Below are 22,283 nucleotides of genomic sequence, written 5' to 3'. Positions count from 1 at the left end.
CATGCTCTACGCAATCATTGCCACCGACGTCGCCAACTCCCTGGAAAAACGCCTGGCCGCGCGCCCCGAGCACCTGGAACGCCTGCAACAGCTCAAGGCCGAAGGCCGCATCGTGCTGGCAGGCCCCCATCCGGCGGTAGACAGCAATGACCCAGGCGCCGCCGGTTTCAGCGGCAGCCTGATCGTCGCCGAATTCGAGTCCCTGACTGCCGCCCAGGCCTGGGCCGAAGCCGATCCGTTCGTCGCGGCGGGCGTCTATGCCAATGTCGTGGTCAAGCCGTTCAAGCAAGTCCTGCCGTAACCCCCTCCCGCGCAATGGGCCTGTGCGGCTCATTGCGCTCAATTGCTCATTGTTCTCGTTTGCCTGCCGACAACCTGTCTAATCTGTCTAATCTCGACTGAAATTCAGGAGTGGCAATGCGCAAAGGTCCGTTGTGCCTGTTATGGGTCTCGTTAGTGATCGGGGCACCCGCCCATGGCGAAGAAAACACCGAGGCCGTTCACTCGGCCCCTTTGTCCCTGAGTGCCGGCAGCCAGATCGCCGAACTGCAGCAGCGCTTGAAAGACAGCGAGCACCAGCGCGAAGAGCTGACCAAGCAACTGCAGAATGCCGACAACGAGCGCGAGAGCGCCTTGCTGGCCCGCTTGCGCCAGGAGAATCAGCGCCTGAAGTTACAGCTCAAGGAAGCCCAGGCCAGCCCGCTGCCGCGCTTGTTGACCGATCAACAGCAATGGTTCGTCATTGGTGCCGGGGTAGCGCTATTGGCCCTGCTCTGCGGTATCTTTGCCAGCGGTGGACGTAGACAACGTCGGCAATGGCTAAATTGAGTGAGTCATGAGCGAGCTGTTACTGATTGATGATGACCAGGAGCTGTGTGAGCTACTGGTGAGCTGGCTGGGCCAGGAAGGTTTTCAGGTCCGTGCCTGTCACGATGGCCAGAGCGCCCGCAAGGCGCTGGCCGAAGCCGCCCCGGCGGCGGTCGTGCTGGATGTAATGTTGCCTGACGGCAGCGGCCTGGAACTGCTCAAACAGTTGCGCAACGATCACCCCGAACTGCCGGTGCTGATGCTTTCGGCCCGGGGCGAGCCGCTGGACCGCATCCTGGGCCTTGAACTGGGGGCCGACGATTACCTGGCCAAACCCTGCGACCCGCGTGAACTGACCGCCCGCCTGCGCGCCGTATTGCGCCGCAGTCATCCAACGGCGGTGTCCAGCCAGATCGAACTGGGAGACCTGACCTTCAGCCCGGTTCGTGGCGTGGTCAACATCGACGAACAGGAACAGACCCTGACCGTTTCCGAAAGCCGCCTGCTCGAAGCGTTGCTCAAGCAACCGGGCGAGCCGCTGGACAAGCAAGAGTTGGCGCAGATCGCCCTGGGTCGCAAGCTCACCCTGTACGACCGCAGCCTGGACATGCACGTGAGTAACCTGCGCAAGAAGATCGGCCCCCATCCCGATGGCCGGCCCCGCATCGTGGCTCTGCGCAGCCGGGGCTATTACTACAGCCTCTGAGCCGATCCCCCTGTTTGGCCCAGGGATATGGTTAACCCTCTGTGGCGAGGGAGCTTGCTCCCGCTGGAGGGCAAAGCCCTCCCCGGATAAGCCGCAAATCCCAGGGTCCGCTTCGCGGCCCAGCGGGAGCAAGCTCCCTCGCCACAGGTGCCCACGATCCATCCCAGGGTTTTGTCAGCCTCCCGACAAAACCTCTTTACCCAAGCTTTACGCCCCCCTGACCGCCGCTGACCTTGATCTTTGTAATCTGCACACATCCGGAACTGACCGGGAACGAGACAAGGAGATACACCATGCGCAAGACCCTTACCGCTCTGATGTTCGCTGCCGCCCTGCCTACCGTCGCCATGGCCATGCCTGAAGGCGCGGGCCCGATGGGGCCGATGGATGGCCCGCGTCATGGCGGCCAGATGCATGACAGAGGCCCGTACAGCCAACTGGACCTGACCCACGAGCAGCGTCAGCAGATCCGCCGGATCATGGGCGAACAGCGCCACGAACGTCAGGAACTGGTAGAAAAATACCTGGCCAAATTGTCGCCGGCTGACCAGAAGGCCATGCAGGATGAGATGAAAGCCCGACACGAGAAAGTCGACGCCCAGATCCGTGGCCTGCTCAAACCTGAGCAGCAGAAAGAATTCGACGCGATTCAGAAAAAACAGGCCGAGCGTCGCGCCGAGTGGGCCGAATTCAAGGCCTGGAAAGCGCAACAACCGCAAAAAGCGCAATAATGCGCTTCGGTTAACGAAGCACTGGAAACATACCAACCGTGGCGAGGGAGCTTGCTCCCGCTGGGCCGCGAAGCGGCCCCAGGATTTTACGGTCGCTACGCAACCGAGCGGGAGCAAGCTCCCTCGCCACGGGATTGCTGTTCGACTTTACTTCGCGTGGCTGACGGGGTATCAGCCCGTTGGGCTTTCTGTGTTTTCGAGGATTTACCGTGCGTTCATTGTTCTGGCGCATCCTGGCCAGTTTCTGGCTGGCCATCGCCCTGGTTGCGGGGCTGTCGATTCTCATGGGGCACATGCTGAACCAGGACGCCTGGATCCTCAGCCGCCACCCGGGGCTCAATACCCTGGCCGAAGAGTGGACGCAGACCTACGAAAGCCAGGGCGAAGACGCGGCCCAGGACATCCTGCAACAGCGCAAGCGCCAGTATCACATCGACGTCCAAGTGCTCAACGAAAGCGGCGACCCGGTGGTGCGTGGCACTTTCCCACGTCGCGCCGCCGCGTTCGAGGCTCGGCAGAACAACGATGATCGGCGACTGCCGTGGCGACGGCTGACCGACGAATTCACCAGCGCCAAGACCGGCGACACCTACCTGTTCATCTACCGCATCCCGCACCCCGAACTGGACGCCTGGCATCGCGAAAGCCTGCTCTGGCCCCTCAGCGCCCTGGGCATCGCGCTGGTGGTGCTGACCCTGTTCAGCTTGCTGGTGACGTTCTCCATCACCCGCCCACTGAGTCGCCTGCGCGGCGCGGTGCATGACCTCGGCCAGGCCACCTACCAGCAGAACAGCCTCGCCAAGCTGGCCAACCGTCGGGACGAGTTCGGCGTGCTGGCTACCGACTTCAACCGTATGGGCGCACGCTTGCAAAGCCTGATCGCCAGTCAAAGGCAACTGCTACGGGATGTATCCCACGAACTGCGCTCGCCCCTGGCCCGGCTGCGCATCGCCCTGGCACTGGCCGAGCGGGCCAGCCCCGAAGAACGGGAAAAGCTCTGGCCGCGCCTGACCCGCGAATGTGATCGCCTGGAAGCCCTGATCAGTGAAATCCTGGTCCTGGCCCGGGTCGATGCCGACAACGCCAGCGCCGAAGAGGTGGACCTCAACGCGTTGCTGATCGCCCTGCAAAAAGATGCGCAGTTGGCGTCACCTGAACAAAGCGTGCAATTGGAGGCTGAACTGAACCTGACCCTCAAGGGCTGGCCGACCATGATCGAGCGCGCCGTGGACAACCTGCTGCGCAATGCCCAGCGTTTCAGCCCCGACGGGCGGGCGATCGAGATGCGTGCGATCCGCCAGGGCGAAAAGCTGGTGGTCAGCGTGCGCGACCACGGTCCGGGAGTGGAAGCCGAGCACCTGGGCCAGTTGGGCGAACCGTTCTACCGCGCCCCCGGCCAGACCGCCGCCGGCCACGGTCTGGGCCTGGCAATCGCGCGCCGCGCCGCTGAACGGCACGGGGGCGCACTGGTGCTGGACAACCACCCTGGCGGCGGATTCATCGCCAGCCTGGAACTGCCGTTGGTACCGGGAGCGGTCGTGCAGCCCTAATCCTGTCGAAACGGCACCCACCGGACCGGCTGGCAGTTGGTTCCTGGGCAAGATGCTCGAATGAACAGGGCATTTGCCGCCCAACCAAACGATAATTGCTCTTATTTAAAGCGTTGCGCCCTGTTAGACTTTGCGCCCCCGTTTCACTCGTCTTCCAGGATCGCCGATGCCGTCGCTGCCTCTTCGCTTATGTGCACTGTTCATGGCCTTGGGCCTGAGTGCTTGCGATGACGCCCCGCGGTTTACCCAGGCCGAACCCGGTGAAGCCCGGTCCGGGGGCGCGGCTACCGTGCGCAAGAGCGATCAGAACGCTTTTTCCCTGCCTTCGGCCAACCTGCCGCCCTCGCGGCGCGTGGACTTCAGCGTCGGCAACAGTTTCTTTCGCAGCCCTTGGGTGATCGCGCCTTCGACCACCACGGCCCGAGACGGCCTCGGCCCCTTGTTCAACACCAACGCCTGCCAGAACTGCCACATCAAGGATGGGCGCGGACACCCTCCCGCGCCGGACGCCAGCTCCGCAGTGTCGATGCTGGTGCGCCTGTCGATCCCCGACGCGCCGCCCTACGTCAGGCTCATCGAGCAGCAGGGAGTCGTCCCGGAGCCGGTGTACGGCGGCCAATTGCAGGACATGTCGGTGCCCGGCGTCGCGCCCGAGGGCAAGGTGCGGGTCGATTACACACCGGTTCCGGTGCGCTTTACGGACGGCACGGTCGTGGAACTGCGCAAACCGAGCCTGCAGATCACCCAATTGGCTTACGGCCCGATGCACCCGGACACACGCTTTTCCGCCCGCGTCGCACCGCCGATGATCGGCCTGGGGCTGCTCGAAGCCATCCCCGACGAAGCCATCCTGGCAAATGCCCAGGCCCAGGCGCGCGACAAGAACGGCATCGCCGGCCGCCCCAACCAGGTCTGGGACGATGCCCAGCAGAAAACCGTGCTGGGGCGTTTCGGCTGGAAGGCCGGGCAGCCCAACCTCAATCAACAGAACGTCCATGCCTTCTCCGGTGACATGGGCCTGACCACGAGCCTGCGGCCATTCGACGATTGCACCGAGACTCAGGTCGATTGCAAGCGTGCGCCCAGCGGCAGTGGCCCGGACGGCGAACCGGAAGTCAGCGACAACATCCTGCGACTGGTGCTGTTTTACAGCCGCAACCTGGCGGTACCGGCCCGTCGCGACGTCAGCTCGCCCCAGGTGCTGGCAGGCAAGAACCTGTTTTTCCAGGCCGGCTGCCAGTCCTGCCACACCCCCAAATACACCACCTCCGCCAACGCCGCCGAACCGGAGCTGGCGAACCAGGTGATCCGCCCCTACACCGACCTGTTGTTGCACGACATGGGCGAAGGCCTGGCCGACAACCGCAGCGAATTCAAAGCCGGGGGCCGGGACTGGCGCACCCCACCACTGTGGGGCGTCGGCCTGACAGAAACCGTAAACGGTCACACCCAGTTTTTGCATGACGGTCGCGCCCGCAACCTGCTCGAAGCCGTGCTCTGGCATGGCGGCGAAGCACAAGCGGCGCAGCGCCAGGTTTTAGCATTCAATGCCGAGCAGCGCGCCGCGTTGCTGGCCTTCCTGAATTCCCTTTAAACGTCTTTTCCGAAACACGGGAGCCCGACATGTTCCGTCCCAAGTTGTTGTTTACCAGCCTCGCCGCCCTCGCCCTCGGTGCCTGCTCGCCGCAGGATCCGCAGGCGGTTACCTCGGCGGCCATCGCCAAGCAAGTAATCCTGCCGACCTACAGCCGCTGGGTCGAGGCCGACCGACAGTTGGCGACCAGCGCCCTGGCGTTCTGCCAAGGCAAGGAAAACCTGGAGACCGCCCGCGCTGACTTCCTCAAGGCACAAAAAGCCTGGGCCGAGTTGCAGCCGCTGCTGATCGGACCGTTGGCCGAGGGTAACCGCGCCTGGCAGGTCCAGTTCTGGCCGGACAAGAAGAACCTCGTAGGCCGCCAGGTCGAGCAACTGGTCAACAGCGAGCCGCAGATCGACGCCGCCGGCCTGGCCAAGTCCAGCGTCGTGGTCCAGGGCCTGTCGGCTTATGAGTACCTGCTGTTCGACGCGAAAATCGACATGGCCGACAGTGCACAGAAAGCCAAGTACTGCCCACTGCTGGTGGCCATCGGAGAGCGCCAGAAACAACTGGCCGAAGAGATCCTGTCGCGCTGGAACACCAACGACGGCATGCTTGCGCAGATGAGCAAGTTTCCGAACCAGCGCTACGCTGATTCCCACGAAGCCATCGCCGACCTCCTACGCGTCCAGGTCACCGCCCTTGACACGCTGAAGAAAAAGCTCGGCACTCCGATGGGCCGCCAGACCAAGGGCGTACCCCAGCCGTTCCAGGCCGATGCCTGGCGCAGCCAGTCGTCGTTGCAGGGCCTTGCGGCCAGCCTGAGCGCCGCTCGGACCGTCTGGGCCGGTGTCGACAACAAGGGCCTGCGCGGCCTGCTGCCAAGCGAGCAAAAGCCACTGGCCGACAAGATCGATGCGGCCTACGATGCGTCGCTGAAACTGTTCGCCAGCACCCAGCGCCCGCTGACCGAGATGCTCAACGATGACGCCGGACGCCAGCAACTCAACGATTTGTATGACAGCCTCAACGTCGTCCACCGCCTGCACGAAGGCGAACTGGCCAAGGCGCTGGGCATTCAACTGGGCTTCAACGCCAACGACGGTGACTGATCATGTTTCGACGTCAGGCCCTGGCACTGGGCAGCTTACTGCTCGGCGCCGTTACCCTGGGCGGCTGGACGCTGTTCAAGCAAAAGGACAAGAGTCCGCTGCTGCTCTCGGCGCGGGACGATAGCGACGGCAAGCACTACGCCGTGGGTTATCGGTTGGACGGCAGCCGGGTGTTTGCCACCCGGGTCGGCCAACGCTGCCACGACATCATCAATCACCCGACACAGCCGATTGCGCTGTTCGTCACACGACGCCCAGGTACCGAAAGCTATCTGATCGACCTGCGCGACGGCACCCTGCTGCAAACCATCACCTCGTTGCCGAACCGACACTTCTACGGCCACGCGGTGATCCACAAAAGCGGCGAATGGCTGTACGCCACCGAAAACGACACCACCGATCCGGGACGCGGCCTGCTGGGCGTTTACCGATTCGAGGGCCAGCGACTCGTGCACAGTGGCGAGATTCCTACCCATGGGATCGGTCCGCACCAGGTGTCGTGGATGCCGGACGGTGAGACTCTGGTGGTGGCCAACGGGGGCATCCGTACCGAGGCCGAGAGCCGGGTCGAAATGAACCTCGATGCCATGGAACCGAGCCTGGTTTTGATGCAGCGCGACGGCACCCTGTTGAGCAAGGAAACCCTTGCCCAGTCGATGAACAGCGTGCGCCACATGGGCATCGCCGGCGACGGCACCATCGTCACGGGTCAGCAGTTCATGGGCGACGCCCACGAATCTTCGCAACTGGTGGCGATCAAGCGCCCCGGCCAGCCATTCCAGGCGTTCCCGGTACCCGAACAACAACTGCAGGCGATGGGGCACTACACCGCCAGCGTCGCCGTGCACCGCGATCTGCGCCTGGTAGCCCTGACCGCACCGCGCGGCAACCGCTTTTTCATCTGGGACCTGGACACCGGCGAGGCGCGTCTGGATGCGCCCTTGCCGGACTGCGCCGGTGTCGGTGCGGTGGCCGATGGCTTCGTCGTGACATCGGGCCAGGGACGCTGCCGTTATTACGATTGCCGCCAGTCACAATGGGTCGCCAAACCGCTGGATCTGCCCGCGGGGCTCTGGGACAACCATTTGCATCTGGTGTGACGGGCGGGCACAGCGCGTAAAAAAAATAACCTTACACATTAGCGTCAAACATCGTTTTGAATCGCCGGCGCACTCGGAGTAAGGTGCCCGCCTGACTGTCTTTTATCTCGGCTTTTTTCCAAGGAAGTGGAACATGCTGCGACGCCGCATGCTGATCATGTTGGGTGTTGTCTTGCTGGTGGTGCTGTTGCTGGCTGGCTACAAGGCCTTTACCGTCTATCAGCAGATCCAGATGTTTTCCGTACCGAAACCACCGGTCAGCGTCGCCGTGGCCAAGGCCACCGAGCAGCCCTGGCAGGCACGCCTGCCCACCGTGGGCAGTCTCAAGGCGCTGCAGGGCGTGGACCTCAGCCTGGAAATTGCCGGGACCGTGCAGAAGGTACTGTTCCAGTCCGGGCAGAAGGTCAAAACCGGCCAGCCGCTCCTGCAACTGGACAGCGACGTCGAAAGCGCCCTGCTGGAGACCGCCGAGGCCGACCTTGGCCTTTCGCAGCTGGACTTCAACCGTGGCCGGCAGCTGGTGGGCAGCCAGGCGATCTCCAAGGGTGAGTTCGACCGGCTCTCAGCGCAGTTGAAAAAGAACCAGGCCACCGTCAACCAGCTCAAGGCCTCCCTGGCCAAGAAACATATCGTCGCGCCGTTCAATGGCACCATCGGCATCCGCCGGGTGGATGTCGGCGACTACCTGGCCAGTGGCAGCGTGATCGCCACCCTCCAAGACCTCAGCAGCCTGTACGTGGATTTCTACGTGCCGGAGCAAACGGTGCCCAGGCTGGCCGTTGCCCAGTCGGTCAACGTCAACGTGTCGGCCTACCCCGGCCAGACCTTCGTCGGCTCGATCAGCGCGATCAACCCCAAGGTCGAGGACAGCACCCGGAACGTGTTGGTGCGCGCCACCCTGGCCAACCCCGACGGCAAACTGTTGCCCGGGATGTTCGCCGACCTGCAGGTGATCCTGCCGGACGTCGCCGCCGGAATCGTCGTGCCGGAAAGTGCCGTGACCTACACCTTGTACGGCAACTCGATGTACGTGGTCACGCAGAAGAAAGCCGCCGATGGCAGCGTCGAGAAGGACGACAAGGGCCAGCCGCTGTTGATCGCCGAACGGCGTTTTGTCGAGACCGGCGAGCGCCGTGACGGCCAGGTCCTGGTATCCAAGGGCGTGCAGAGCGGTGAACAGGTGGTGATCGCCGGCCAGATCAAACTCGACAACGGTACGCCCATCGCCATCAGCGACGACAAGACCCTGACCGAACAGAACAGCCCGCCGCGCGCGGACTGATCAAGGAACCCCCATGGCCTTTACCGATCCGTTCATCCGCCGCCCGGTGCTTGCCACCGTGGTCAGCCTGTTGATCGTACTGCTGGGCTTCCAGGCCTGGAGCAAGCTGCCGCTGCGCCAATACCCGCAAATGGAAAACGCCCTGATCACGGTCACCACCGCCTACCCCGGGGCAAACGCCGAAACCATTCAGGGCTACATCACCCAGCCAATGCAGCAGAGCCTGGCCAGCGCCGAAGGCATCGACTACATGACCTCGGTCAGTCGGCAGAATTTCTCGGTGATCTCGGTCTACGCGCGGATCGGCTCCAACAGCGACCGGCTCTTCACCGAATTGCTGGCCAAGGCCAACGAGGTCAAGAACCAGCTGCCCCAGGACGCCGAAGACCCGGTGCTCAGCCGCGAGGCCGCCGACGCCTCGGCGCTGATGTACATCAGCTTTTTCAGCAAGGAACTGAACAACCCGCAGATCACCGACTATCTGTCACGCGTGGTCCAGCCGAAATTGGCGACCTTGCCGGGCATGGCTGAAGCGGAAATCCTCGGCAACCAGGTGTTCGCCATGCGCTTGTGGCTGGACCCGGTCAGGCTTGCCGGTTTCGGCCTGACCGCCGCCGACGTGACCAATGCCGTGCGCCAGCACAACTTCCTTTCCGCCGCCGGTGAGGTGAAGGGCGAGTACGTGGTTACCAGCATCAACGCCAACACCGAACTCAAGTCCGCCGAGGCTTTCGCGGCGATCCCGCTCAAGACCGCCGGCGACAGCCGCGTGTTGCTGCGGGATGTGGCCAGGGTGGAAATGGGCGCGGAGAACTACGACACCATCAGTTCCTTCGGTGGCACGCCCTCGGTGTACATCGGGATCAAGGCCACGCCGGGAGCGAACCCGCTGGACGTGATCAAGGAAGTGCGCAAGATCATGCCAGAGCTGGAGGCTCAACTGCCCACCAACCTCAAGGCCGAGATTGCCTACGACGCCACGTTGTTCATCCAGGCTTCCATCGACGAGGTGGTGAAAACCCTGTTCGAAGCCGTCCTGATCGTGATCGTCGTGGTGTTCCTGTTCCTTGGTGCCCTGCGTTCGGTGGTCATCCCGGTGGTCACCATCCCGCTGTCGATGATCGGCGTGATGTTCTTCATGCAGTTGATGGGTTACTCGATGAACCTGCTGACGCTGCTGGCCATGGTGCTTGCCATTGGCCTGGTGGTGGACGATGCCATCGTGGTGGTGGAAAACATCCACCGGCACATCGAGGAAGGCAAGAGCCCGTTCGAGGCCGCGATAGAAGGTGCTCGGGAAATCGCCATGCCGGTGGTCTCGATGACCATCACGCTGGCTGCGGTGTACGCGCCGATCGGTCTGCTCGAGGGCCTGACGGGCGCGCTGTTCAAGGAGTTTGCGCTGACCCTGGCCGGGGCGGTAGTGATCTCCGGGATCGTCGCCCTGACCCTGTCGCCCATGATGTGCGCCATGCTGTTGCGTCACGACGAGAATCCTTCGGGACTGGCCCATCGGCTGGACGTGGTTTTCGAACGCCTGAAAAGCCGGTACCAGCGCATGCTTCACGGCACGCTCAATGCCCGGCCGGTGGTGCTGGTGTTTGCCGTGATCGTACTGCTGCTGATCCCGGTGTTGATCATGTTTACCAAATCCGAACTGGCACCCGACGAAGACCAGGGCATCATCTTCATGATGGCCAACGCCCCGAAGACCACCAACCTGGACTACCTGAACGCCTACACCGATCACTTCATCACGATTTTCAAGGAATTCCCCGAGTACTATTCCTCGTTCCAGATCAACGGCTACAACGGTGTGCAGTCCGGCATCGGCGGTTTCCTGCTCAAGCCCTGGAACGAGCGCAGCCGCACCCAGATGGAGATCCTGCCGGACGTCCAGGCCAAGCTCGAGCAAATCCCTGGCTTGCAGATCTTCGGGTTCAACCTGCCTTCGTTGCCGGGCACCGGCGAAGGCCTGCCATTCGCCTTCGTCATCAACTCGCCGAAGGACTACGCCACGCTGTTGCAAATCGCCGAACGGGTGAAAAAACGCGCCCTGGAATCCGGCAAGTTCGCCTTCATGGACATCGACCTGGCGTTCGACAAGCCCGAGGTGGTGGTCGACATCGATCGCGCCAAAGCGGCCCAGATGGGGGTTTCGATGCAGGATCTGGGCGGCACCCTGGCAACATTGCTGGGTGAGGCCGAGATCAACCGCTTCACTATTGAGGGGCGCAGCTACAAGGTCATTGCCCAGGTGGAACGACCTTTCCGGGACAACCCGGACTGGCTGAACAATTACTACGTGAAAAATACCCAAGGCGAACTGCTGCCGCTGTCGACGCTGATCAAGGTCAGCGACCGGGCGCGACCGCGGCAACTGAACCAGTTCCAGCAGCTCAATGCGGTGACGATTTCAGGCTTTCCCATCGTGAGCATGGGCGAAGCCATCGACACGGTCCGCCAGATCGCCCGGGAGGAGGCACCGGCAGGTTTCGCCTTCGACTACGCTGGTGCTTCGCGGCAATTCGTCCAGGAGGGCAGCGCGCTCTGGGTCACTTTCGGGCTGGCCCTGGCGATCATCTTCCTGGTGTTGGCCGCCCAGTTCGAGAGTTTCCGGGATCCACTGGTGATCCTGGTGACCGTGCCGCTGTCGATATGCGGCGCGTTGATCCCGCTGTTCCTTGGCTGGTCGAGCATGAACATCTATACCCAGGTAGGGCTGGTGACGCTGATTGGCCTGATCAGCAAGCACGGGATCCTGATCGTCGAATTCGCCAACCAGTTGCGCAAGGAACGGGGCCTGACACCAAGGGAGGCCGTGGAACAAGCCGCGTCGATCCGTCTGCGGCCTGTGCTGATGACCACGGCGGCGATGGTGTTCGGCATGGTGCCGCTCATCCTGGCCACTGGTGCCGGCGCGGTCAGCCGTTTTGACATCGGCACGGTGATCGCCACCGGCATGTCGATCGGGACCTTGTTTACGCTGTTCGTATTGCCTTGCGTGTACACACTGCTGGCGAAGCCGGACAAGGCGTGATGGGGCGAAAGTAGGCTTTTTGTGGCGAGGGAGCTTGCTCCCGCTCGGCTGCGAAGCAGGCGCCGTTGAGTATTACCAACCCTGGATCCATGGGACCGCTTCGCGGTCCAGCGGGAGCAAGCTCCCTCGCCACAGGGGTCAGCGGATGGGAAGAGATTTGCGGCCTATGGAAAGCCCAAAAATAAAGGCCTCGCACATGCGAGGCCTTTATCCAGACTTCATCAAACCCAACGCTTTCAACTCTGCGGCCTCATCCCCTGGGAAAGACTGAACATGAACAACAGTAAGTCATCGTCCGGCCGTATCGCCTCGCTGGCCTTTGCCACGCGTGGCAAAGGACAGTTTGCATCGTTACTGCTGGCGCTGAGTATCTGCGAGCGTGGCTGTTCCCAGACAGCCACCGCCATAGACGTAACTGCCAGGGCTCCTATCAGGAACAAACCTCTAGCAATTTCTAGTTTCATCGCTATAAACCTTTGATAGCGCTGCCAAACGCCGCCTCATAAAAATAGACGAGTTTTTCCCAGTCAGCGTCGCTGAACGACGAATGGCGCCGCAACTGCTTCATGTCGTGGGAAGCCGCGCTATAAGCCGTCAAACGCTGCCGACACTTCTCGAAATCCAGCAAGGCGATTTCGCCCTTGGCCGCCTCTCCTTCGCCGGTCACTCGCACAAAGACATGCTTGATGTAGATGCAGCCGTGCTGCCAACGGCCTTTATGCATCTGAGCCAGGGTCTCGGCCAGTGTCTGTAGAATCTGCTCATGCACTGCTTCGCCGTGGCGCTCGCGCCCACCCCCGGCATACCAGTGCTGAATCTCTTCAAAGCCTTCCAATGCCTTGGTCACCAGCAAGGCACGCCATTTGTGGACCGGGTCCCGTTGAGCGCCGCAAAAAACCAGCTGGGGTACACGCACATTGAGTCGCGTCAGTGCCAGCAACGCATCCTGCTCGCGCAGCACGGTTGGCCGGCCGAACGGGTGCAGCCAGCTACGATAGATATGTCCAGTCTGACGCTTGGCATAAAGCAGCTCACCGTCCTTGCCCTTGATCCGCTGCACACCGCTTTCACCGCCGCGACGCACATTGGGTTCTTCCACCCACTCCCCCTGTTGGCTCCAGAAATGTTCGAAGTCATTGGGAGGAGCCATCGATGAATCTACTGCCTGCGCAACCATGCTGTTACCTCTTGCGTAATACATAAACTCGCCACATGGCATAGAGCGGTAGAAAATCCAGTCGTTCCTGAATACGGAACCCGGCCTGCCGAAACTCCTCCTCTACCGTAGCGGCCGGTAACACAAATCGATTCTGGTAGTCTTTTTTCCCACGGATACGTTCCTGACGCTTGCGTTTCCAGGCCTTGAAATTGCCATCGACCCACAAGGAAACGATCACACTGTCGCGGCTGACCCGCTCGAACTCCTTCAGAATCGCCAGTCGATGCGCGGATTCACCGATATGGTGCAGCAAGCGCATGCAAAAAATGCTGTCGACGGCGTTATCCGGCAGTGCAATCTGGAACGCGGATGTGTGCAAGGGTTGTACCCGTTTCACGACATCCGTCGGTTGAGACGTCATTGCGATCTTGAGCATGGCCTCGGAATTGTCCGCACCGATGATCGCTCGGTTGGGCTTCTCGGCCAGCAACGACCAGAAACGTCCGGCTCCGCACGGCAGGTCCAGCACCAGGCCAGGGTCACCGGCGATCGCCAACGCCCTTCGGGCAAGTTGTTGATCGCGTAGATTGGAAAGACGCCGACTCAGACCGCTGCGATGCTTGTGGAAGTATTTCTGGGCGTGCTGCTCGTTGTATTTCTCGGAAAAGTCGAGCTTGATGGGTTTGGACATTGGAGGGGCTCCGTGACTGATCAGCCCAACCTTATGAATCCCTTTGTCATGGCTTTGTGAAAAAATCGTCACACAACCTGTTGAATCATTTCAAGATCTTTCGATTCCGAGCACCTATTGTTGCGGCTCAAGCTCCACCTCAAAGCGGCAACCGTTGGGCTCCATGGTGCTGAGACTCACCACCCAGCCCTGGTTCTCGCAGATTCGCTGCACCAGTGACAAGCCCAGTCCCAGCCCCTCGCCGCGCTTTTCGTTGCCCCGCACGAACGGCTCGAACATGGCCTCGCGCTTTTCCTCGGGGATACCCACCCCACTGTCCTCGACCACGAATCCGGTGGCGGTCAGCGAAAGGCGGATGAATCCCTGATCGGTATAGTGCAAGGCGTTGCGCAGCAGGTTGCCCATCACCGCGGTCAGGAACGTAGCGTTATACAGGGTACCGACCGGTTGGCCATGTTCGAAGATCAGCGTCAGGCCTTTGGATTCGATCTGCCCGCGCCACACCCCAAGGAGATTTTCCGCCACTTGCTCAAGCGTCGCTCTAGGCGACATGCCGTTGTCTTCGCGCTGGGCCCTGGCGAGCATCAGGAAGGTCTGCACCAGCTCGCGCATCTCTTCATTGGCCCGGTTGATGCGCTCGACCTGGGTACGCCCGCGCTGATCCAACGCCGGGTTTTCCAGCAACAACTCGCAGGACGTGGCAAGGACCATCAGCGGGGTGCGCAACTCATGGCTCACGTCACTGGTGAACAACCGTTCGCGGGTCAGCGCCTGGCGCAACCGGCCCAAGGTGGCGTCGAATGCCACGGCCAGTTCGCCTACTTCATCGGCGGCATAATCCGGGGCCAGCGGCGGCGCCAGGCCAAGTAGTTGGTCACGGTGACGCACCTGGCGGGCCAGGCGCACGACCGGCGCCATGACCCGACGAGCCAGGACCCACCCCAGGAACACCGCCAGCGCAAGGCTCAGAACAAAACCTACCAGCACCACGGCGAACAGCACCCGCTCGCGCTCTTCGAAATCACTCTGGTCTTGCAACAGCACGTAATGCCGGCCATCAACGATCTCGACCATGGCGTGATACGACAGCTGCTCGCGAAATACCTCGTGGAACCCACGCTCCAGATGTCGCAGGTCCTTGGGCAATTCGAAGTCACCCGGACCGCCGCTGAAGTAAAACAGTTGGTCGGGCTCCGGCCGATGATTCCAGTCGGAGACGTTGTCCATCAACAGCAGGCGCTGCAAATCGCCACCGAGGCCGGCGGAAATCAGTTTTTCTTCCACCAGGTGAACCGTCGCCACGATCCCCATCGCGAAGGCTCCGGCGACCAACGCGCTCATCAGCGCAAAGGCGATGATGATCCGTTGAGCAAGACTCTGCTTAAACTCCATCCCGACCCTCGGCCAAGCGATAACCGACACCGTGCACGGTGTGCAGCAGCGGTTTGTCGAACGGTTTATCGATTACCTGGCGCAGTTGGTGAACGTGGCTGCGCAAACTGTCGCTGTCGGGGCAATCATCGCCCCACAACGCTTCTTCGAGGATTTCCCGACGCAGCACGTGCGGGCTTTTCTGCATCAGCACTGCCAGCAACTTCAGGCCGACCGGGTTGAGCTTGAGTAACTTGCCATCCCGGGTCACTTCCAGGGTATCGAGGTCATAGCTCAGGTCTCCGACCTGCAAGGCACGTCGACCGCCGCCCTGAGCGCGACGCATGACGGCTTCGATCCGCGCTGCCAGTTCCGACAGGGCAAACGGCTTGATCAGGTAATCATCGGCACCGGACTTGAAGCCTTGCAGACGGTCATCCAACTGGTCGCGGGCGGTGAGCATGATCACCGGCGTGTCGCGCCGCGCGTCCTCACGCAGGCGCTTGCACAAGGTGTAGCCGTCGATGCCCGGCAGCATGATATCGAGCACGATCAAGTCGTAGTGTTCGGTCGCTGCCAAATGCAACCCCGACAAACCGTCCTGGGCGCAATCGACGGTGTAACCCTTGAGCCCCAGGTAATCGGCCAGGTTAGCCAGGATGTCGCGGTTGTCTTCGACCAATAGAATTCGCATGGGCATCTCCTGCGTACACGGTTAACGGCTGTCGTGGCCCGCGCAGCTTACGGCCAAGTGTGGCTTACGGCTAGGATTGTATCTGCTGGTGTCACGGTAAGGGGCGGCAAGGAGCACGCAGAGGGTTCTTCAGCGGTGATTGACGACTTTTTCACCCAACATTCACGTCACTCCAACGCCCCGCAGGCCAGACTGGGCGCCCAATGCGCAGCTCTCGAAGACTCCTACCTCCGAAGACTCCTACTAAAGGTACGTTCATGATTTCAACCGTCATTCGCCCCGTCTCCAGGCCGTTCAACTTCAGGCTGGCCCTGGGCCTGCCGCTCCTGGTCGGGATCATTCTGGTACTGCTGGAACTGACGACACTGGACATGGACTTGGCTCGACTGTTTTACGAGCCGGCCGCCGGCGACTTCATCGGACGCCACAGTTACTTACTGGAAAATATCCTTCATGACCGGGCGAAACAGGTGGTCATCGCCTTCTCGGTGCTGGCGATCGTTGGGTTCATCGGCGCGTTTTTCGTCGACCGGCTCAAACCGTTCAAGCGGGAACTAGGCTGCCTGGTGCTGTCCCTCGCGTTGGCGACTTCGTTCGTCACACCGATGAAAGCCGTCACCGCTGTGCAATGCCCCTGGAGCCTGAAAGAGTTTGGCGGTAAGGAAACCTACAGCGAGCTGCTGAGCGCGCGTCCCGCCACCGACAAGCCCGGACGCTGCTGGCCGGGTGGTCATGCGGCCACCGGGTTCACGTTGTTTGCGCTGTTCTTTGTATTACGTGACCGCCGCCCGCGGCTGGCCCGCCAGGCCTTCGTATTCGCCTTCACCCTGGGAACGGTATTCTCCCTGGGCCGGATGATGCAGGGAGCGCACTTCTTCTCCCACAACGTCTGGACGGCAGTGTTCTGCTGGTTGATTTGCCTGGGGTGTTACTACTTTATCCTGTACCGGCCCGCCGTCATGGCGGATCGTGCAACCCTGCCCGACCCTGCCCGGGCCTGAGGACATCAGGGGTGGGCGAGCCAGCGATAAAGATATTGAGGCTGAGGGCCCTTCGCGAGCAGGCTCGCTCCCACAATTGATCTGCAGTGGTCACCGGATTTGCGCCCGCCACGGTCCCCTGTGGGAGCGAGCCTGCTCGCGATGGCGGTGGGTCAGTCAATGAAGAGGCCGGATGTAATGGCCTCTTCGCGGGCAAGCCCGCTCCCACAGTTGATCTGCAGTGGTCACCGGATTTGCGCCCGCCACGGTCCCCAGTGGGAGCGAGCCTGCTCGCGATGGCGGTGGGTCAGTCAATGAAGAGGCCGGATGTGATGGCCTCTTCGCGGGCAAGCCCGCTCCCACAGTTGATCTGCAGTGGTCACCGGATTTGCGCCCGCCGCGGTCCCCAGTGGGAGCGAGCCTGCTCGCGATGGCGGTGGGTCAGTCAATGAAGAGGCCGGATGTAATGGCCTCTTCGCGGGCAAGCCCGCTCCCACAGTTGATCTGCAGTGGCCGCCGGATTTGCGCCCGCCACGGTCCCCAGTGGGAGCGAGCCTGCTCGCGATGGCGGTGGGTCAATCAATGAAGAGGCCGGAGGTGATGGCCTCTTCGTGGGCAAGCCCGCTCCCACAGTTGATCTGCAGTGGCCGCCGGATTTGCCCTCACCACGGCCCCCTGTGGGAGCGAGCCTGCTCGCGATGGCGGTGGGTCAGTCAATGAAGAGGCCGGATGTGATGGCCTCTTCGCGGGCAAGCCCGCTCCCACAGTTGATCTGCAGTGGTCCCCGAATTTGCGCCCACCACAGTCCCCTGTGGGAGCGAGCCTGCTCGCGATGGCGGTGGGTCAGTCAATGAAGAGGCTGGATGCAATGGCCTCTTCACGGGCAAACCCAGCTCCCACACGGGGCGAAGCCAATAAAAAACCCCGCCTGCTTTCGCAGGCGGGGTTTTTCGTTACAAGGGTGAGGCTGGCTTACATCATGCCGCCCATGCCACCCATGCCGCCCATGTCTGGCATACCGCCGCCAGCTGCACCTTCTTTCTTCGGTGCATCGGCTACGGCGGCTTCGGTGGTCAGGATCAGACCGCCGATGGAAGCCGCTGCTTGCAGGGCCGAACGGGTAACCTTGGTTGGGTCCAGGATGCCCATTTCGATCATGTCGCCGTACTCGCCGGTCGCGGCGTTGTAGCCGAAGCTGCCTTGGCCGTTCTTGACCTTGTCGACCACTACGCTTGGCTCGTCGCCGGAGTTGGCAACGATCTGACGCAGAGGCGCTTCAACAGCGCGACGCAGCACAGCGATACCAACGTCCTGATCGGCGTTGTCGCCCTTGAGTTGGGTCAGGGCTTCCAGAGCACGGATCAGCGCCACGCCACCGCCAGGTACCACGCCTTCTTCGACGGCTGCGCGGGTAGCGTGCAGGGCGTCTTCAACGCGGGCTTTCTTCTCTTTCATTTCAACTTCGGAACCGGCGCCAACCTTGATCACCGCAACGCCGCCGGACAGCTTGGCCAGACGCTCTTGCAGTTTTTCACGGTCGTAGTCCGAGGAAGTCTCGGCAACCTGGGCACGGATCTGGCTGATACGCGCTTCGATATCGCCTTGAACGCCAGCACCGTCGACGATGATGGTGTTTTCCTTGGACAGGGTGACGCGCTTGGCGTTACCCAGGTGCTCCAGGGTGGTGCTTTCCAGGCTCAGGCCGATCTCTTCAGAGATCACGGTACCGCCGGTCAGAACGGCGATGTCCTGCAGCATGGCCTTGCGACGGTCGCCGAAGCCTGGCGCCTTGACGGCTGCAACTTTGACGATGCCGCGCATGTTGTTTACGACCAGGGTCGCCAGGGCTTCGCCTTCGACGTCTTCAGCCACGATCAGCAGTGGGCGGCCGGCTTTGGCAACGGCTTCCAGCACTGGCAGCATTTCACGGATGTTGGAGATCTTCTTGTCGACCAGCAGGATCAGCGGGCTTTCCAGCTCGGCAACCATGGTGTCCGGCTTGTTGACGAAGTACGGAGACAGGTAGCCACGGTCGAACTGCATGCCTTCTACGACCGACAGTTCGTTTTCCAGGCCCGAACCTTCTTCAACGGTGATCACGCCTTCTTTACCAACTTTTTCCATGGCTTCGGCAATGATGTCGCCGATGGAGTTGTCAGAGTTGGCGGAGATGGTGCCAACCTGGGCGATGGCCTTGGAGTCAGCGCAAGGCTTGGACAGGCCCTTCAGCTCTTTGACGATCGCGATGGTCGCTTTGTCGATACCACGCTTGAGGTCCATCGGGTTCATGCCGGCAGCGACGGCTTTCAGGCCTTCGTTGACGATCGACTGAGCCAGGACGGTGGCGGTGGTGGTGCCGTCGCCGGCGTCATCGTTGGCACGGGAGGCAACGTCCTTGACCAGCTGCGCGCCCATGTTTTCGAAACGGTCTTCCAGCTCGATTTCCTTGGCTACGGAAACGCCGTCCTTGGTGATGGTCGGAGCGCCGAAGCTCTTCTCGATGATCACGTTACGGCCTTTCGGGCCCAGGGTCGCTTTTACTGCATCAGCCAGGACGTTGACACCGGTGAGCATTTTCTTGCGGGCGGAATCGCCGAATTTAACTTCTTTAGCAGCCATGATCGATATTCCTTAAATACTGTGTAGTAGCGGGAAACTGAGCGGGGAATCAGCCTTCGATAACGGCGAGGATTTCGTTCTCGCTCATTACCAGCAAGTCTTCGCCGTCGACTTTCACGGTGTTGCTGCCGGAGTAAGGGCCGAACACGACCTTGTCACCCACTTTCACGGCCAGCGCACGTACTTCACCGTTGTCCAGCACACGGCCGGTACCTACAGCGAGAACTTCACCGTGGTTGGCTTTCTCGGCAGCCGAACCTGGCAGGACGATACCGCCAGCGGTTTTCTTCTCTTCTTCGCTGCGACGGATAACGACGCGGTCATGCAGAGGACGAAGCTTCATTGTCGATCTCTCCTAATTTTGGTTTTCATCGGCCGGTGTAGTCCCGGCGGGTTTAACAAAGCCGGCAAAGCCGGGTGCGGTTCGTCAGTCGAACCGCGGAAGTCTGTCCGGTGTTGCCACCGGAAACCTTGCGGTGACCGATACATAGGGGCACACAAGCCGATTACAAGGGCGGGGCATAAAAAAATTTTGCCCGGAGCGAAACGAACACGGCACCCGAAGGTGCCATGCGAATGGATTATTTGGAGTCGCGGTGCTCGAACTCGCCTTCGATCACATTGGGCTCACGGCCCACGGGTTCACGCGGGGCCGGGCCGCCACGGGGCTGGAGGTCATCGGCGAAGGCGCGCTGGCGCATCGCCTGTTCTTCGGCGCGTTGACGCATCTTGTCGGCAAGCAGCCGGCGGGTGAACGGCATCAGCAGGACCAGCCCCAGCACATCGCTGATAAAACCTGGCAGGATCAACAGGCCGCCACCCAAGGCCAGCATCAGGCCTTCGAGCATGGTCTGGGCGGGCAGCTCGCCACGGCTCAGGCTTTCACGAGCCCGCAATGCCGTGGCGAGGCCGGCGATGCGCAGCACGAACACGCCGAGCATCGAGCCGAGGATGACCAGCAGCAGCGCCGGGAAAAACCCGATCGCACCGCTGACCTTCACGAATACGAACAGCTCCAACACCGGGAACAGCAGAAAGAGCAACAAAAAAGGGCGCATCAAATGGTTCCTCAACGCAAGAATGCCTTGCTATGAAACCTTAAATGACGTCGTCCTTTCGTGAATTCAAGCATCAACCTCGGCATTTTTTGGCCAATGTTCAGCGTGGGCCAGATAAACCAAGGCTTCGCGCACTTGTGTCGGCGTGTTGCAAGGGGCCTGGAACGGCAGCCAATGCAAGCCCTGGCCAATGCGCAAGTGCATGCCTTCGCTGTCAATACCGACCATCTGCGCCGGCTCGGTCGCGGGCAGTTCGGCCAGCGCGACGTAATGGGCGATGGCCTTGGCGTGGTCAGCATTCATGTGTTCGATCATGCTCGCCTCGGCCTTGCCGGCAAACGGGTTTGCCAGCGTGATCTGGTCGATCCAGTGGATGGCACCGAAGCCGCCGATGTAGCGATGGCGGACTGGTTCGAACACCCAGAAATCGAAATCATGGGCCTTGTGATAGTTCTGCGATTCCGGGAAATAGCGATAGTAGCGCTCGGCGGCGGCCTCGATGCTGTCGCCGTCCTCCAGCTTGCGGGCCTCGGCCAGGTACGTCAGGCGGCCAACGGCCTGCACATCCTCTGCGCCCCGCTCGCCTACCAGCATCGAGCACTTGGGATCTTTCTGCAGGTTATGGGTGTGCTGGGCGATGCGGCTGATCAATATCAGCGGCCGACCCTGCGGGTCCAGGCAATACGGCACTACGGAGCCGAACGGAAAACCGGGCATGGATTTGGAATGCGTGGAAAGCATTCCACGGTATTCCTTGAGCAGCAATTCTCGTGCATGCTTGGCAGGGTCAACGCTCAATTTATGACTCCTTTGATGAATGAGGTCTCAAAAATGCTCGAACAGGCGAACTACGTCCCAATCAGCTGCCGGAACCTTGCTGGTGGCGACCGGGCTACGCTGTAGCAGAAACGAGAGCCCTTCACAAAAGGACATCCTTCACCGCACCGCCACCGGGACATGAATATGCAACTCACCGACAAAGTAATCATTATCACCGGCGGTTGCCAGGGTCTGGGCCGCTCCATGGCCGAGTATCTGGCGGGCAGAGGCGCAAAACTCGCCCTGGTTGACCTCAACCAGGAAAAACTCGACCAGGCGGTCGCCGCTTGCACGGCCAAGGGCGTCCACGCGCGTGCCTACCTGTGCAACGTTGCCAACGAAGAGCAGGTCATTGATATGGTCGCCCGGGTGGCCGAGGACTTCGGTGCGATCCATGGGCTGATCAACAACGCCGGGATCCTGCGTGACGGCCTGCTGCTCAAGGTCAAGGACGGCGAAATGAGCAAGATGAGCCTGGCCCAATGGCAGGCGGTGATCGACGTCAACCTCACCGGCGTATTCCTCTGCACCCGTGAGGTGGCGGCGAAAATGGTCGAGCTGAAGAACAGCGGCGCCATCATCAATATCTCCTCGATCTCCCGCGCCGGCAATGTCGGCCAGACCAACTACTCGGCGGCCAAGGCCGGCGTGGCCGCGGCCACCGTGACCTGGGCCAAGGAGCTCGCGCGCTATGGCATCCGGGTCGCCGGCATTGCACCCGGGTTCATCGAAACGGAAATGACGTTGGGGATGAAACCCGAAGCGCTGGAGAAAATGACCTCGGGGATACCGCTCAAGCGCATGGGCAAACCCGAGGAGATTGCCCATTCGGCGGCGTATATCTTCGAGAACGATTACTACACCGGCCGGATTCTGGAGATGGATGGCGGGTTGCGGATCTAGAACCCTGCATACATAAACTTGTGGGAGCGAGCCTGCTCGCGATAGCGGTGTGTCAGCCACTTCGAGGCTGACTGACCCGACGCTA

General features: G+C 61.4%; 21 protein-coding genes. 12 read left to right on the top strand and 9 right to left on the bottom strand.

Annotated elements, in window-relative coordinates:
- The first annotated feature begins 1 nt into the window (after window position 1).
- From ACLEJR_RS09755 to ACLEJR_RS09710, 10 genes are all read left to right on the top strand, one after another.
- Window positions 2-301 (top strand): YciI family protein, encoded by a 300-nt coding sequence (locus ACLEJR_RS09755; RefSeq protein ID WP_440795046.1) that lies wholly within the window; start codon window positions 2-4, stop codon window positions 299-301.
- A 116-nt stretch (window positions 302-417) separates the two neighbouring features.
- Window positions 418-828, top strand: a complete 411-nt coding sequence (locus ACLEJR_RS09750; RefSeq protein WP_440795048.1) for a translation initiation factor 2 — start codon at window positions 418-420, stop codon at window positions 826-828.
- Between the two features lie 7 nt (window positions 829-835).
- Window positions 836-1,513 (top strand): response regulator transcription factor, encoded by a 678-nt coding sequence (locus ACLEJR_RS09745; protein ID WP_440795049.1) that lies wholly within the window; start codon window positions 836-838, stop codon window positions 1,511-1,513.
- Between the two features lie 293 nt (window positions 1,514-1,806).
- A complete protein-coding gene (locus ACLEJR_RS09740) occupies window positions 1,807-2,244 on the top strand; it encodes a Spy/CpxP family protein refolding chaperone (RefSeq protein ID WP_440813557.1) in 438 nt (145 codons plus the stop codon).
- A gap of 209 nt (window positions 2,245-2,453) precedes the next feature.
- The gene (locus ACLEJR_RS09735; RefSeq protein ID WP_440813556.1) at window positions 2,454-3,794 is read left to right on the top strand and encodes a sensor histidine kinase; all 1,341 of its coding nucleotides are present in this window, start codon (window positions 2,454-2,456) and stop codon (window positions 3,792-3,794) included.
- 166 nt (window positions 3,795-3,960) lie between these two features.
- On the top strand, window positions 3,961-5,388 hold the full coding sequence (locus tag ACLEJR_RS09730) for a di-heme oxidoreductase family protein (protein ID WP_440813553.1): 1,428 nt from the start codon (window positions 3,961-3,963) through the stop codon (window positions 5,386-5,388).
- Between the two features lie 29 nt (window positions 5,389-5,417).
- The gene (locus tag ACLEJR_RS09725) at window positions 5,418-6,482 is read left to right on the top strand and encodes an imelysin family protein (RefSeq protein ID WP_440795056.1); all 1,065 of its coding nucleotides are present in this window, start codon (window positions 5,418-5,420) and stop codon (window positions 6,480-6,482) included.
- A gap of 2 nt (window positions 6,483-6,484) precedes the next feature.
- Window positions 6,485-7,582, top strand: a complete 1,098-nt coding sequence (locus ACLEJR_RS09720; RefSeq protein WP_440813550.1) for a DUF1513 domain-containing protein — start codon at window positions 6,485-6,487, stop codon at window positions 7,580-7,582.
- Between the two features lie 133 nt (window positions 7,583-7,715).
- The gene (locus ACLEJR_RS09715) at window positions 7,716-8,864 is read left to right on the top strand and encodes an efflux RND transporter periplasmic adaptor subunit (protein ID WP_440813548.1); all 1,149 of its coding nucleotides are present in this window, start codon (window positions 7,716-7,718) and stop codon (window positions 8,862-8,864) included.
- Window positions 8,865-8,877: 13 nt separating this feature from the next.
- Entirely contained in the window at window positions 8,878-11,904 is a 3,027-nt protein-coding gene (locus ACLEJR_RS09710; protein WP_440795062.1) for a multidrug efflux RND transporter permease subunit, read from the top strand.
- Window positions 11,905-12,140: 236 nt separating this feature from the next.
- Here the strand turns inward: ACLEJR_RS09710 and ACLEJR_RS09705 are convergent, their stop codons facing one another.
- From ACLEJR_RS09705 to colR, 5 genes are all read right to left on the bottom strand, one after another.
- Window positions 12,141-12,368, bottom strand: coding sequence for a hypothetical protein (locus tag ACLEJR_RS09705; RefSeq protein WP_440813545.1), 228 nt, complete (start codon window positions 12,366-12,368; stop codon window positions 12,141-12,143).
- Window positions 12,369-12,370: 2 nt separating this feature from the next.
- The gene (locus tag ACLEJR_RS09700) at window positions 12,371-13,081 is read right to left on the bottom strand and encodes a lipopolysaccharide kinase InaA family protein (RefSeq protein ID WP_440813543.1); all 711 of its coding nucleotides are present in this window, start codon (window positions 13,079-13,081) and stop codon (window positions 12,371-12,373) included.
- A 4-nt stretch (window positions 13,082-13,085) separates the two neighbouring features.
- Window positions 13,086-13,754, bottom strand: coding sequence for a class I SAM-dependent methyltransferase (locus tag ACLEJR_RS09695; RefSeq protein WP_440813540.1), 669 nt, complete (start codon window positions 13,752-13,754; stop codon window positions 13,086-13,088).
- Between the two features lie 114 nt (window positions 13,755-13,868).
- Window positions 13,869-15,146, bottom strand: a complete 1,278-nt coding sequence (locus tag ACLEJR_RS09690) for a sensor histidine kinase (RefSeq protein ID WP_440795069.1) — start codon at window positions 15,144-15,146, stop codon at window positions 13,869-13,871.
- A complete protein-coding gene (gene colR, locus ACLEJR_RS09685) occupies window positions 15,136-15,819 on the bottom strand; it encodes a two-component system response regulator ColR (RefSeq protein WP_260956959.1) in 684 nt (227 codons plus the stop codon). The genes ACLEJR_RS09690 and colR overlap by 11 nt, the downstream gene beginning before the upstream one ends.
- A gap of 257 nt (window positions 15,820-16,076) precedes the next feature.
- On the opposite strand from colR, the gene ACLEJR_RS09680 reads away from it, so the two are divergent.
- A complete protein-coding gene (locus ACLEJR_RS09680; RefSeq protein WP_440813538.1) occupies window positions 16,077-16,820 on the top strand; it encodes a phosphatase PAP2 family protein in 744 nt (247 codons plus the stop codon).
- Window positions 16,821-17,771: 951 nt separating this feature from the next.
- On the opposite strand, the gene groL is transcribed toward ACLEJR_RS09680, so the two are convergent.
- The 4 genes from groL to ACLEJR_RS09660 all read right to left on the bottom strand — a co-directional run bounded on the left by groL (window position 17,772) and on the right by ACLEJR_RS09660 (window position 21,274).
- Entirely contained in the window at window positions 17,772-19,418 is a 1,647-nt protein-coding gene (gene groL, locus ACLEJR_RS09675) for a chaperonin GroEL (protein WP_440795074.1), read from the bottom strand.
- Between the two features lie 49 nt (window positions 19,419-19,467).
- Window positions 19,468-19,761: a co-chaperone GroES gene (locus ACLEJR_RS09670; protein WP_440795076.1), complete on the bottom strand. Its 294-nt coding sequence runs from the start codon at window positions 19,759-19,761 to the stop codon at window positions 19,468-19,470.
- 238 nt (window positions 19,762-19,999) lie between these two features.
- Window positions 20,000-20,476 (bottom strand): FxsA family protein, encoded by a 477-nt coding sequence (locus ACLEJR_RS09665; RefSeq protein ID WP_440795078.1) that lies wholly within the window; start codon window positions 20,474-20,476, stop codon window positions 20,000-20,002.
- Window positions 20,477-20,542: 66 nt separating this feature from the next.
- The gene (locus tag ACLEJR_RS09660; protein WP_440813535.1) at window positions 20,543-21,274 is read right to left on the bottom strand and encodes a HugZ family protein; all 732 of its coding nucleotides are present in this window, start codon (window positions 21,272-21,274) and stop codon (window positions 20,543-20,545) included.
- A 165-nt stretch (window positions 21,275-21,439) separates the two neighbouring features.
- Between ACLEJR_RS09660 and ACLEJR_RS09655 the strand changes: the two genes are divergently transcribed.
- A complete protein-coding gene (locus ACLEJR_RS09655) occupies window positions 21,440-22,198 on the top strand; it encodes an SDR family oxidoreductase (RefSeq protein WP_440795081.1) in 759 nt (252 codons plus the stop codon).
- Window positions 22,199-22,283 lie beyond the last annotated feature (85 nt).

Origin of the sequence: Pseudomonas sp. SMN5 (assembly GCF_052041925.1) — a bacterium.
Taxonomy (GTDB): Bacteria; Pseudomonadota; Gammaproteobacteria; order Pseudomonadales; family Pseudomonadaceae; genus Aquipseudomonas.
Note: the sequence above shows the minus strand (reverse complement) of the source record. Positions and strands in the feature narration are given on the sequence as shown.